The sequence below is a fragment of the Bradyrhizobium sp. IC3123 genome, assembly GCF_020193625.1.
Lineage (GTDB): Bacteria > Pseudomonadota > Alphaproteobacteria > Rhizobiales > Xanthobacteraceae > Bradyrhizobium > Bradyrhizobium yuanmingense.
Genome location: NZ_JADYVF010000020.1, coordinates 1 through 13041, shown reverse-complemented (window position 1 = coordinate 13041; position 13041 = coordinate 1). Strand labels below are relative to the sequence as shown.

The window sequence follows — 13041 nt, the reverse complement described above, 5'->3', positions numbered from 1 at the left end:
CCCAGGTTAAAGCCATGGTGGTCGGGACGAATCCGGTCGAGGCAAGTCTCGCGATGAAGAGCCCGTTCTATACCGCCGAGCACGACGCGTTCCGCGACGCGATGCGGCGGTTCGTCGAGAAGGAGATCGCGCCCTTCGCCCATGAATGGGACGAAGCCGGCGAATTCCCGCGCGAGCTCTATCGCAAGGCGGCGGGAATCGGCCTGCTGGGGCTCGGATTCCCGGAGGAATATGGCGGCATCGCCGCCGACCAGTTCATGAAGATCGTCGCGAGCCAGGAGCTTGCGCGCGCCGGCGCAGGCGGCGTCAGCGCCAGCCTGATGAGCCACACCATCGGCTCTCCCCCGATCGCGCGGGCCGCACGCGCCGAGGTGAAGGCGCGCGTGCTGCCGCAGGTGCTGGCAGGCGAGAAGATCTCCGCACTGGCGATCACCGAGCCGGGCGGCGGCTCGGACGTTGCGAACCTGCGCACCCGGGCGCGTCGCGACGGCGATGACTACGTCGTGAGCGGGGAGAAGACCTTCATCACCTCGGGGATGCGCGCCGATTACCTCACCGTTGCGGTGCGGACCGGCGGCGAGGGCGCCGGCGGCGTCAGCCTGCTCCTGATCGAAGGCGACACGCCCGGCCTGTCCAGGACCAAGCTGAAGAAGATGGGCTGGTGGGCCTCCGACACCGCGACGCTGCATTTCGACGCGTGCCGCGTGCCCGCCGCGAACCTGATCGGTGAGGAGGGCCAAGGCTTCAAGATCATCATGCAGAACTTCAACAGCGAGCGCATGGGCATGGCCGCGAGCTGCACCGCCTTTGCGCGCGTCTGCCTCGACGAGGCCATCGCCTACGCAAAGGAGCGCAAGACCTTCGGCAAGCCGCTCGCGCAGCACCAGGTCATCCGCCACAAGATCGTCGACATGGCGCAGAAGGTGGCGGCATCGCAAGCCATGCTGGAGATGCTGGCCTGGCGGCTTGAGCAGGGCGAGAGCCCGGTCGCCGAAATCTGCATGATGAAGAACCAGGCGACGCAGACCATGGCTTTTTGCGCCTCGGAAGCCGTGCAGATCTTTGGCGGCGCCGGCTTCATGCGCGGCATCAAGGCCGAACGCATCTATCGCGAGGTTAAGGTCAACGCCATCGGCGGCGGCACCGAGGAGATCATGAAGGATCTGGCCTCGCGGCAGATGGGGCTTTGAACGCTCTCTCCTCGCGTCATTCCGGGGCGCGAGCGAAGCGGAGCGAGCCCGGAATCCATAACCACAAGCGGAGGTTATGGATTCCGGGCCCGCGCCAAGGGGCGCGTCCCGGAATGACGAGGCTGAGAGAGAATGTTATTCACCGCCGACCACGACGACATCCGCCGCTCGCTACAAAGATTCATCGCCAACGAGATCAATCCGCACGTCGACGCGTGGGAGAAGGCCGACATCTTCCCGGCGCACGAGCTGTTCAAGAAGATGGGCAGCCTCGGCTTCCTCGGCCTGAACAAGCCGGTCGAATTCGGCGGCTCGGGCCTCGACTATTCCTATGCGCTGATGATGGCGGAAGAGCTGGGCGCCATCACCTGCGGCGGCGTGCCGATGGCGATCGGGGTGCAGACCGACATGGCAACGCCCGCGCTGGCGCGGTTCGGCTCGGACGAGGTGCGGCGCGAATTCCTGGCGCCCTCGATCTCGGGCGATTACGTCGCCTGCATCGGCGTCTCCGAGCCGGGCGCAGGCTCCGACGTCGCCTCGATCAAGACCCAGGCACGTTCCGACGGCGATGACTACGTCATCGATGGCGGCAAGATGTGGATCACCAACGGCACCCAGGCCGACTGGATCTGCCTGCTCGCAAACACCGGCGACGGCCCCGTTCACCGCAACAAGTCACTGATCTGCGTGCCTATGAAGAGCAAGGGCGTCACCGTCGCGCGCAAACTCGACAAGATGGGCATGCGCTCGTCCGACACGGCACAGATCTTCTTCGACAATGTCCGCGTGCCCAAGCGCAACCGGATCGGCGAGGAGGGCCAGGGTTTTACCTACCAGATGATCCAGTTCCAGGAGGAGCGCTTGTGGGGCGCGGCCGCCTGTCTGAAGGCGCACGAATACATCATCGACCAGACCATCGAATACACCCGCAACCGCAAAGCCTTCGGGAAGTCGATCCTCGACAACCAGGTCGTGCACTTCAAGCTCGCGGAGATGCAGACCGAGGTCGAGCTCTTGCGCGCGCTGATCTATCGCGCCGGCGAGCAGCTGGTCGCCGGCGAGGATGTGACGCGGCTCGCGACCATGGCCAAGCTGAAGGCCGGGCGGCTCGGCCGCGAGCTCACCGACGCCTGCTTGCAATATTGGGGCGGAATGGGCTTTACCAACGAGACACCGGTCAGCCGCGCCTATCGCGACAGCCGCTTGACCTCGATCGGCGGCGGCGCCGACGAGGTCATGCTGATGGTCCTGTGCAAGATGATGGGCACGCTGCCCGGCAGCAAAGGAAACGCCTGATGATCACGCTGTATCACTGCGACGCCGCACGCTCGTTCCGTCCGCTCTGGATGCTGGAGGAGATGGGGCTGCCCTATGAATTGAAGATGCTGCCGTTCCCGCCGCGCGTCTTCGCCAAGGACTATCTCGCGCTCAATCCGCTCGGCACCATCCCCTTCATGATCGACGGCGAGACCAGGATGACGGAATCCTCCGGCATCTGCCATTACCTCGGCATCACATACGGCCCGACGCCGTTGATGGTCGGCCCTGAAGATCCCGCCTACGGCACGTTCCTGAACTGGATGTACTTCAGCGACGCCACGTTAACCTTCCCGCAAACGCTGGTGCTGAGATACACCCAGCTCGAGCCGGAGGAGCGCCGCAACCCGCAGGTCGCCACCGATTACGCGAAATGGTTTCTGGGGAGACTGCGCGCCGTTGAGGCAGCGACCGCGAATGCCGAAACATTGTGCGCTGGCCGCTTCACCGCCGCCGACATCGTCATCGGTTACGCGCTTCGGCTCGCGAGCAATATCGGGCTTGCCAAGGATTTCGGGCCAAACGTCACAGCCTATTGGTCGCGTCTGCAGCAGCGCGAGGGTTTCAAGCGCGCGGTTGCTGCGGAGCAAAAGGCCGGGCAAGAGCAGAATGTCGCGCCGAGGGTGAGGGCGTAAGGGAGGCTGTCATTCCGGGGCGCGGAAGCGCGGTCCCGGAACCTCGAGATTCCCGGTTCGCGTTATTGCGCGTCCACGACGCGCCATGTCTTTTGACAGCGCTATCCTACCGTGACAGCGCCCAAATTTCCGCTAAGGTGACCTCCGTCCGCAGCGGCCAGAGAGCCGCGCGAGGAGGAACCCAATGGAATATAACGGTCGCGAATCCGACCATCTGATGCTGATCACGCCGGAGCGGGTGTTTTATGCGGGCCTGCTTGGTCGTCCGCGCAAACGGACACCCGGCTGCTGCCATGTCTATGTCGCGGTGAAGGGCAATCTGCACCTGACCATCGACGACGTTCTCGCCACCGGCGAGCTGTTCGTCACCCTGCCGAACCAGCGGCACTCCATCGCCAGCGACTATCGCACCGTCATCAGCGTGACGCTGGAGCCGGAGAGCATGCCGGATGGCGTGATCGAAGCCTTGGCCGCACGTCTGACCGGACCCGATCAGGCCGCCTATGCCCGCAAGATCCTCGCCGCCTACGCCTTGCTGCGTCAGCGCCGCTATGGCGACATCACCACGGCCGAGTTCGACGAGATGTGCTTTGGCGAGGCGCTGCCGCGCCGCGTGCTGGATCCGCGCGTGATGCGTGCGGTGGCCCGCATCGAGCGCTTCTCCGGCGAGCCGGTGACGGCGGATACCTGCGCCGCTGAAGCCGGCCTCTCGGCCTCGCGCTTCCTGCACCTGTTTAAGGAGGAGACCGGCATCTCGTTCCGCTCCTTCCGCGCCTGGAAGCGCGCGCGGTATCTGCTGCACTTCGCCAACCAGGACCTCAACCTCGCCCATCTGGCGCAGGACATCGGCTATCCCGATTCCACGCATTTCAGCCACTCGATCCGCCGCTTCTACGGATTGAAGCCGCGGGCGATCTTCGTCGGCTCGCGCGATCTTGCGATCTATCGCAGCACCGAGACCGTGCGGATGGCGGAGGCTTCGTAGGGTGGGTTAGCCGATCAGATGCGCGAAGCGCAGCTGCTCGGCGTAACCCACCTCGTCAATTTCCACGGAGGCAGACAGTGGTGGGTTACGCCTTCGGCTAACGCACCCTACGAATTCGTCGTTTTTCCCAGCTTCTCCGCGCAAGAAGCCGCATGTCGCGCGTCACATGATCGCAAGCGTTGAATTCTCAACGTGCGAGACATTGAACGCATGAGCGACAAGGCCGTCATCACCTGCGCGCTGAACGGCGTGCTCACCGACCCCAAGCAGCACAACGTGCCCGTGACGCCCGAGCAGATGGCGCGCGAGGCCAAGGCTGCGTTCGAGGCCGGCGCGTCCATCATGCACATCCATCTGCGCCAGCAGGCGCCGGGCAAGGGACATCTGCCGTCCTGGGAGGTCGCGGTCAGCAAGGAAATCCAGCAGGCGATCCGCGAAGCCTGCCCCGGCGTGATCATCAACCACACCTCCGGCGTGTCGGGGCCGAACTATTCAGGCGCGCTCGACTGCATCCGCGAGACGAAGCCCGAGATTGCCGCCTGCAATGCCGGCTCGCTGAATTATCTGAAGGTGAAGGCCGACAACAGCTGGGCCTGGCCGCCGATGATGTTCGACAATGCGGTCGAGAAGGTGAAGGACTATCTCGACGTCATGAACGCGGTCGGCACCATTCCCGAGTTCGAATGCTTCGACGTCGGTATCGTCCGCTGCGTCGGCATGTACCACCAGGTCGGCATGTACAACGGCCCGCTCGAGTACAATTTCGTGATGGGTGTCGCCTCCGGCATGCCTGCTGATCCCGAACTGCTGCCGATCCTGATCAAGCTGAAGCGCCCCGAGGCGCATTGGCAGGTCACCGCCATCGGCCGCGAGGAGATCTGGCCGCTGCACCAGCGCTGCGCCGAGCTCGGCGGTCATCTGCGCACCGGCCTCGAGGACACCTTCTATCTCGCCGACGGCAAGAAAGTGACGTCGAACGGCCAGCTGATCGAGGCCGTCGCCGCCTGCGCAAGGCGCGCCGGCCGCGAGATCGCGAGCCCCGCCGAGGCGCGGAAGATCTTTGGGACGAACAGGTAAGGTATCGCCCCGTCATTGCGAGCGAAGCGAAGCAATCCAGAATCTTTCCGCGGATGCAGTCTGGATTGCTTCGTCGCTTCGCTCCTCGCAATGACGAGCAGGATCAAGTCATGTCCATTCTCCAAAACACCATCTCCCCCGGCAGCGCCGCCTACCAAGCCAACCGCGACGGCATGCTCAGCCTGATCGACCGCATGCGCGCGCTCGAGGAGCGCACGCGCGCCGCGTCCGCCGCGGCCAAGGACCGCTTCCACAAGCGCGGCCAGTTGCTGCCGCGCGAGCGCGTCGCGCTGGTGCTCGATCCCGGGGCGCCCTTCATCGAGCTGTCGACGCTCGCCGGCTACATGTTCGACGTGCCGGATGCGAACAAGAGCGTGCCGGGCGGCGGCGTCATCGCCGGAATCGGCTTCGTCTCCGGCATCCGCTGCATGGTCAGCGCCAGCGATTCCGGCATCGACGCCGGTGCGCTGCAGCCTTACGGTCTCGACAAGACGCTGCGGGTGCAGGAGCTCGCGCTGGAGAACAAGCTGCCTTATGTCCAGCTGGTCGAAAGCGCCGGCGCCAATTTGCTGCGCTACCGCGTCGAGGATTTCGTTCGCGGCGGCAACATCTTTCGCAACCTGGCGCGGCTCTCCGCTGCCGGTCTGCCGGTCGTCACCGTCACGCACGGCTCCTCCACCGCGGGCGGCGCCTATCAGACCGGCCTCTCCGACTACATCGTCATGGTCCGCGGCCGCACCCGCGCCTTCCTCGCCGGGCCCCCGCTGCTGAAAGCCGCGACCGGCGAGATCGCGACCGAGGAAGAGCTCGGCGGTGCCGAAATGCATACGCAGATCTCCGGCCTCGGCGATTACCTCGCCGAGGACGATCGTGACGCATTGCGCATCGCGCGCGAGATCATGGCCGCGCTGCAATGGGAGCGGCCGGGCAAAGCGGCGGCGCAGTTCAAGCCGCCGCGCTATGACCAGGACGAGCTGCTCGGCATCATGCCGATGGACCACAAGCGCCCGGTCGACATGAAACAGGTGATCGCGCGCATCGTCGACGATTCCGATTTCACCGAGCTGGCGCCGAGTTACGGCCCGGCCACTGTCTGCGGCCATGCCCGCATCGAGGGCCAGGCCATCGGGATCATCACCAACAACGGCCCGCTCGATCCCGCCGGCGCCAACAAGGCGACGCATTTCATCCAGGCCTGCTGCCAGACCCGCACGCCGCTGCTCTATCTCAACAACACCACCGGCTACATGGTCGGCAAGGCCTATGAGGAGGCCGGCATGATCAAGCACGGCTCCAAGATGATCCAGGCGGTGACGTCGGCGACGGTGCCGCAGATCACCATCTATTGCGGCGCCTCGTTCGGTGCCGGCAATTACGGTATGTGCGGTCGCGGCTTCCATCCGCGCTTCTGCTTCTCCTGGCCCAATGCCAAGACCGCGGTGATGGGCGGCGAGCAGGCCGCCGAGACCATGGCGATCGTAACCGAGGCCGCTGCCGCCCGCCGCGGCAAGCCGATAGAGCAGGACAAGCTCGACGCCATGAAGGCGCAAATCATCGGCGTGTTCGATGGCCAGATGGATGTGTTCTCCACCAGCGCCCGCGTGCTCGACGATGGCGTGATCGACCCGCGCGACACCCGCGCCGTGCTATCGGAGGTGCTCGCGATCTGCCGCGAGGGCGATGCGCGCACGCCCCAGCGCATGCAGTTTTCGGTGGCCCGCCCATGAGGAACGGATCAGTGCAGCACCGGCCGTTCTTCAAGGTCCTGGTGGCAAACCGCGGCGAGATCGCACTGCGCGTGATGCGCAGCGCGCGAAAACTCGGCCTCGGTGTCGTCGCGGTCTATTCCGATGCGGATCGCGATGCGCTCCATGTGCGCGAGGCCGACCAGGCCGTGCGCATCGGCGAAGCCTTGCCGGCGCAATCCTATCTCAACATCCCCGCGATCATCGAAGCGGCCAAGGCCAGCGGCGCGGATGCCGTTCATCCCGGCTATGGCTTTCTTGCCGAGAACGAGGCGTTTGCGCGCGCCTGCAAGGATGCCGGCCTCGTCTTCATCGGCCCGTCGCCGCAGGCGATCGAGGCGATGGGCAACAAGGCCGGCGCCAAGGAGATCATGAAGAAAGCCGGCGTGCCCATCGTGCCCGGCTACCAGGGTGCTGAGCAAGGCGACGAGGTCATGTTCGCCGAAGCCGGGAAGATCGGCTTTCCCGTGATGATCAAGGCGGTCGCCGGCGGCGGCGGCCGCGGCATGCGGCTCGTCACTGACGCGGCATCCTTCCCCGAAGCCCTGCGCAGCGCGCGGTCGGAAGCGAAAGCCGCGTTCGGCGATGCGGCCGTCATCCTCGAGCGGGCGATCCAGAATCCGCGCCACATCGAGATCCAGGTGTTCGGCGACAGCCACGGCAATGCCATCCATCTCGGCGAGCGCGATTGCTCGGTGCAGCGGCGGCACCAGAAGCTGATCGAGGAGGCGCCGTCGCCGGCGGTCACGCCGGAGCTGCGCGCGAAAATGGGCGAGGTCGCGGTGTCAGCGGTCAAGGCGCTGCGCTATGAAGGCGCCGGCACGCTGGAATTCCTGCTCGATCAGAGCGGCGCGTTCTACTTCATGGAGATGAACACGCGGCTGCAGGTCGAGCATCCCGTCACCGAGGCGATCACCGGGCTCGATCTCGTCGAGCTGCAGCTGCGCGTCGCGCGCGGCGAACCCTTGCCGGTGAAGCAGCAGGACATCAAGTTCTCCGGCCACGCCATCGAGGTGCGGCTCTGCTCGGAAGATGCCGCGCAGGATTTCATGCCGCAGTCCGGCCGCATGGCGCGCTGGCAGGTGCCTGAGGGCATCCGCGTCGAGCACGCGTTGCAACCGGGCTCGGAGATTCCGCCATTCTACGATTCCATGATCGCCAAGCTGATCAGCCATGGTGCCAATCGCGAGGAGGCGAGGGGACGGCTGATCGTCGGATTGGAGCAGCTTACGGCGTTCGGCGTGACGACGAACCAGGCGTTCCTATTGTCGTGCCTGCGTCATCCCGGCTTTGCCAAGGGGGAAGCGACGACGGCTTTCATCGGCGCCCATCGCAACGAGCTGCTTGCGCCGCGTGCGGACGCGGCATTCGAGATCGCGCTGGCAGGCCTGCTGCTCTACGTCACCAACCCGCGCGCGCCATCGTGGCAGGGCGGGCGGAGCCTTGCCGCCACCTTTCCGCTGCCGGCGAAAATCGACATCGGCGGCGATGCGCACGAGCTCGACATCATGCGCGAGCGCGACGGCAGCTACACCGTCGCCGTCGAAGGCCGCCAGCATAAGTTCGAGATCGATCAGCTCGATCTCGACGCCATCCGCTTCCGCCTCGCCGGCGTGGTGGACAGCGCAAAATTCCTGCGGGATGGCGATCGGCTGTACGTCCAGCACCGCGGCATCCCGCTGGTGGCGAATGATCTCACCCTCGCCGCGCCGAAGGCGACTTCAACGAATGGCGGCGACGGCAAAGTCCGCGCCGCCATGAACGGTCGCGTCGTCGCTGTCCTCGTCAAGCCCGGCGATCGCGTCACCGCCGGCCAGCCGGTGCTGACGCTGGAGGCGATGAAGATGGAGCACGTCCACAAGGCCGGCATCGCGGGCGTGGTCGGCGCGATCGACGTCGCCGAAGGCGAGCAGGTCACGACGGGCCGCATCGTCGCGGAGATCGGGGCGGGTTAGCGCCACAAACGCGGTCTCGTAGGGGGGCAAAGGCGCGCAGCGCCGTGCCCACGAATGTCGATCATAAGCGGAATGGTGGGCACGCTTCGCTTTGCCCACTCCACGGCTGCGGTGGCCGCTCAAATTCCAAAAACAAAGCAATTTCAAGATCTTGCTTGCTGCGGAAATCTCGCGACACTTCCCATTGAACGCCGTTCATTTTCGAGCTACCAATATTGAACAATGTTCAATATCTGGAGATGTTCATGCTGCGCGCGCGCGACCAAGCTCAACCGGCCAATGCACTGGTCCCGCCAGTCGTTCGCCGACTCTCGTACGTCCCCCTTCAAACCGGCGAGAAACATCTTATCGGTGCGCTCCTCGTCCTGACGCTCACCGCGCTCCTGGCGCCCACGATGCCCGCCGCCGCCTGGCACATCCCGCATTTCGTCGATAGCCGCACCTTCCTCGGCGTGCCCAATGCCGGCGACGTGCTGAGCAATCTCGCCTTCCTCGCGATGGGCGTCTGGGGCTCGGAACGGCTGCGTGCCCGCCACGATGCGCCGGTGGGTGCGAACTGGTTCTTCGTCGGCCTGATCCTCACTTGCCTCGGCTCGGGCTTCTATCATCTCGACCCCGACGTGCCGCAACGGCTCATCGCCGATCGTCTCGGCATGGCGGTCGCGTTCGCGGGCTTTCTGGGCATCGCGGCCAGCGAGCGCATCAGCACGCGCGCAGGCGAAGCGGTGCTGGTGCTGACCATGGTCGCGGGCCTATTGGCGGCCTGGGTGGCACGCGAGAATCTCACGCCCTGGGTGGTCGTGCAGTTCGGCGGCATGACGCTGGCCGTGGGCCTCGCGTTCACACGCCCGCGACCCGGCGCGCTTGGCGTGCCGCTCGGCGGCGTGATGGTCTTCTATGTGCTGGCCAAGCTGTTCGAACTCGGCGACGTGACCGTGTTCGAAGCGACCGGCCACATGGTCTCGGGCCATACGCTCAAACATCTCGCCGCCGCGCTCGCGGCCTGGCCGGTGATCCGGGCACTGGGATCTAGGCCGTGTACGCATTAAGCGGCTGGCCGTCGACTGATGTCCGCTTAAGCCCCAACACCAGCGGAGAAGCAGCAATCTTCCAATGTAGCTGAAGGGCCACATGCGGATTCATGCAGCGCAGCATCATTCAATCACCTCGTCAGCCGTCGCGAGTAGCGCGGTTGGAATATTCAGACCGAGAGCGCGAGCAGTCTTAAGATTGATCACCAATCGGAAGCGTTCCGGCTGCTGGATCGGGAGTTCGGCCGCTTTCGCGCCCCGCAGCAGTTTTGCAACATAACCGGGCGGAGCGGCGATTGAGGTCAATGATGTCAGGGCCATACGCGAGAAGGCCACCTTCGACCGCTTCTTCACGCCAGTGATACACCGCCGGAATGCGGTTTTGCGCGGCGAGCTCGATGATCTTGCGCCGGTTGGCGAACCCGATGGGGTCCACAAGCACGAGCAGGCCCTGAATATCCTTCGAAGCTATGGTCTGGAAAGCAGGGCCTATGTCCTCCACCGAGCGTTTGATCACCGGAAGTATCTCGACCTGCCGGTCCGCGGCGGTTTTCTGGAAGTCGGCCATCAGCCGTGCATGATATTGGTTGTCGGGGTCGAGGAGCACCGCGAACCGCGACGCCCGTGGCAGTAACTCCAACAGAAGCCCGAAATTCTTGCCGCTGCTTGCGACCCCGGTCAGTCCCGTCACGTTTCCACCCGGCCGCGCAAGACTTGCCGCAAGGCCGACACCGACCGCGTCTGCGGTGGCAGTCACGATGGGGATCGTGCCGGTGACTGCCCTGGCGGCAATTGCCTCGGGCGTGCTGGACGCCACAATCACCTCGACTTCGAGAGCCACCAGCTCGGCGGCAAATCTCGCCAGTTGTTCCCGGTCATTCTTCCAGAACCGGCGCTCGATGATGATGTTCGCGCCCTCCACATATCCCATCTCGCGGAGTCCGCGATCGAAGGCTTCGATTCGTTGGTGCGGAACTGACGCCAGGAAACCGATGCGAGGCATCTTCTTCATGAGCTGATGGGCGGGCTGCGCGATCAAGCTGCGCGGCCAAACGGCACCGATGGCCCCGATCAGTGCAATGAACTCCCGCCGCTGCATGTACCCTCCAAGGACCACGCCTGGGGACATTAGCATTTTGCCATGGGACCGTGTGATCGACGGAGGTATGCGGGATTGAGATGGGCCGTTTGGGTTGAATAAGTCGAAAATAACGTCACAGCAAGAACCTCGCTGAATTAGGTCAGAGCGAGTGATGAAGTTCTCGCCTTCAACCCAACTATGCTCTCGGAGCTTTCGCAGAAAAGCATCGAGCGCGCGTTGTACCAACTCCCGGCTCGGAGCACTTAGATAAACAATTCGATGGACACGTTCCTTTTGCCAGGCGCGCGGCAACTGGCCAAATTGCAGCCAGTCCGCCGAGGGTCGACATGAAATCGCGTCGCCTCATGACTAGCCTCCAAATAGCGGAGCATTATGGGACGCAATCAGGACCGAGGATAGGGTAATGAGTCCGCAATGGGTCGAATGCAGACGGTCGCGGTCGCGCGGCAAGGTCGCTACGGGCCGACATGGGGCGTAGAGCCTTATTCGATCACCTCGTCCGCACGGGCGAGCAGTGATGGCGGGATTTCGATGCCTAACGAGCGCGCGGTTGCTGAGTTGAGAACCAAACTGAACTCCGTGGGCTGCTGAATGGGCAAATCCTCCGGCCGAGCACCTCCCAAGATTCGTGCGGCGTAGATGCCGGCTTTTTCAAAGTTTGCGACAAGGCTCGGCCCGTAGCTCATCAGGCCACCGGCCGCCGGAAATTCGCGGAATTCATAGGACGCCGGAAGCGAATGACGATCGGCCAATGCGACAAGTTGCGCACGCAGGTTGAAAAATATCGCATCGTTGCTGACGAGGACCGCCCCGACTTGGGCACTAACAAGCTGCCTGAAAGCTGGCTCTAATTCATCCTGGTTGCGCGCCTTGGCTACTTTCAAGGTCCGCCCGGTCGAACGGGCAACTTCGTCAATTTCCTGAAGCAAGTCTTGATTGTCAGGGTTCACCAAAAATCCGACGGTAGCCTTTTGCTGGAGCAGCTCCTGGATCAGTTCGAGGCGCTTTAGGACAAGCCTCGCTGTCATCATAGATATGCCCGTGGCGTTGCCCCCGGGGTGAGCGAAGCTCTTTGCCAGTCCGAGCTTCACGGGGTCTGACGCGATTACGAATACGATCGGAATGGTTGAAGTCACTTTCCTTCCGGCGAGCGCAACCACATTGCCCCCTCCGATGATCAGCGCTGGATTGAAATGCAAGAGCTCCTGAGCGAGCTCCGGAAGCCTACTGTGGTTTCCTCGTGCCCACCTACGTTCTATCGTAACGTTTTTGCCAACTACGAAACCCCTCTCCGCGAGACCTCTTTCGAATGCTGCGTCATAGGGACTCGCAATGTCAGGGGAACCCACGGACAACACACCGATAACAGCTACCGCTGAACGTTGCGCGCTCGCCGTCAGCGGCCACAGAGGTGCCGCGCCGACAAGAAGCGTGATGAACTCCCGCCGTCTCATGTGCGCTCCTAAGCTCTCTGGTGACGGCATCGTAGCCGTTCAGGCGAGCTCATTGAAAGTGGCCAAGGTCAAAAGTGTTGCATCCGCGAACCGCCGCAGACTTCTGTCTCCCCAGCTCCACGAAGCGAGAAGCATTTGTTCCCGCTCCTAGAATTGCAATATGGCAAGCCAATTTGCGACAGCATTACTGCTACACATCTCGCTGGGATTGCTGACCATGCCATTGTTTAAGGAGATCAGGGACCCTGACGATGCTCACGTTCCGGCGTCAGGCACGTGCAACCGCAAGAATGAGTTTCGACCCGGGCGGTTGAGGGGTTGGAGTGCAGGCTCAGACTTCTGCTACGGGTCAAAAGCGGTGCTCGGAGGGCGAGGTCCCAATGGTCGGCTGAGGGCCACAAGCGGACATCAACGGGACGATGCAAGAGCACATGGCGGATTTTCGGTTGCCATGATCCGGCCCCGCGCTGGGGAGCACGGAGCGTACAGAACGCTGGCTTGAGGTTGAGGCAATTGGTCCAATCTTCTGATCCATCTTGAAACAAGATCA

11 protein-coding genes are annotated in these 13041 nt (G+C 63.7%); 8 read left to right on the top strand and 3 right to left on the bottom strand.

All coding sequences use genetic code 11. The features are described 5' to 3' along the window. Positions 1–53: 53 nt before the first annotated feature. From I6F20_RS34640 to I6F20_RS34605, 8 genes are all read left to right on the top strand, one after another. Positions 54–1190 (top strand): acyl-CoA dehydrogenase family protein, encoded by a 1137-nt coding sequence (locus tag I6F20_RS34640; protein WP_225130576.1) that lies wholly within the window; start codon positions 54–56, stop codon positions 1188–1190. Between the two features lie 132 nt (positions 1191–1322). Then, entirely contained in the window at positions 1323–2486 is a 1164-nt protein-coding gene (locus I6F20_RS34635; RefSeq protein WP_225130465.1) for an acyl-CoA dehydrogenase family protein, read from the top strand. Next, the gene (locus I6F20_RS34630) at positions 2486–3142 is read left to right on the top strand and encodes a glutathione S-transferase family protein (protein ID WP_225130463.1); all 657 of its coding nucleotides are present in this window, start codon (positions 2486–2488) and stop codon (positions 3140–3142) included. Before I6F20_RS34635 ends, I6F20_RS34630 begins: the two co-directional genes overlap by 1 nt. A 184-nt stretch (positions 3143–3326) precedes the next feature. Then, complete coding sequence (locus I6F20_RS34625) at positions 3327–4127, top strand: helix-turn-helix transcriptional regulator (RefSeq protein WP_225130461.1); 801 nt, start codon at positions 3327–3329, stop codon at positions 4125–4127. Between the two features lie 210 nt (positions 4128–4337). After that, the gene (locus I6F20_RS34620) at positions 4338–5204 is read left to right on the top strand and encodes a beta-keto acid cleavage family enzyme (protein ID WP_225130459.1); all 867 of its coding nucleotides are present in this window, start codon (positions 4338–4340) and stop codon (positions 5202–5204) included. Positions 5205–5314: 110 nt separating this feature from the next. After that, positions 5315–6931: an acyl-CoA carboxylase subunit beta gene (locus tag I6F20_RS34615; protein ID WP_225130457.1), complete on the top strand. Its 1617-nt coding sequence runs from the start codon at positions 5315–5317 to the stop codon at positions 6929–6931. Continuing rightward, positions 6928–8904, top strand: coding sequence for an acetyl-CoA carboxylase biotin carboxylase subunit (locus I6F20_RS34610; protein ID WP_225130455.1), 1977 nt, complete (start codon positions 6928–6930; stop codon positions 8902–8904). The genes I6F20_RS34615 and I6F20_RS34610 overlap by 4 nt, the downstream gene beginning before the upstream one ends. Positions 8905–9149: 245 nt before the next feature. Continuing rightward, the gene (locus tag I6F20_RS34605) at positions 9150–9953 is read left to right on the top strand and encodes a hypothetical protein (protein WP_225130454.1); all 804 of its coding nucleotides are present in this window, start codon (positions 9150–9152) and stop codon (positions 9951–9953) included. 105 nt (positions 9954–10058) lie between these two features. Here I6F20_RS34605 and I6F20_RS38535 read toward each other — a convergent pair whose 3' ends face one another. The 3 genes from I6F20_RS38535 to I6F20_RS34595 form a co-directional block, all read right to left on the bottom strand. Further along, positions 10059–10169, bottom strand: coding sequence for a hypothetical protein (locus tag I6F20_RS38535; protein WP_518513085.1), 111 nt, complete (start codon positions 10167–10169; stop codon positions 10059–10061). Continuing rightward, entirely contained in the window at positions 10129–11034 is a 906-nt protein-coding gene (locus tag I6F20_RS34600; protein ID WP_249787987.1) for an ABC transporter substrate-binding protein, read from the bottom strand. Before I6F20_RS34600 ends, I6F20_RS38535 begins: the two co-directional genes overlap by 41 nt. Before the next feature lie 485 nt (positions 11035–11519). Further along, on the bottom strand, positions 11520–12491 hold the full coding sequence (locus tag I6F20_RS34595) for an ABC transporter substrate-binding protein (protein ID WP_225130451.1): 972 nt from the start codon (positions 12489–12491) through the stop codon (positions 11520–11522). Positions 12492–13041 lie beyond the last annotated feature (550 nt).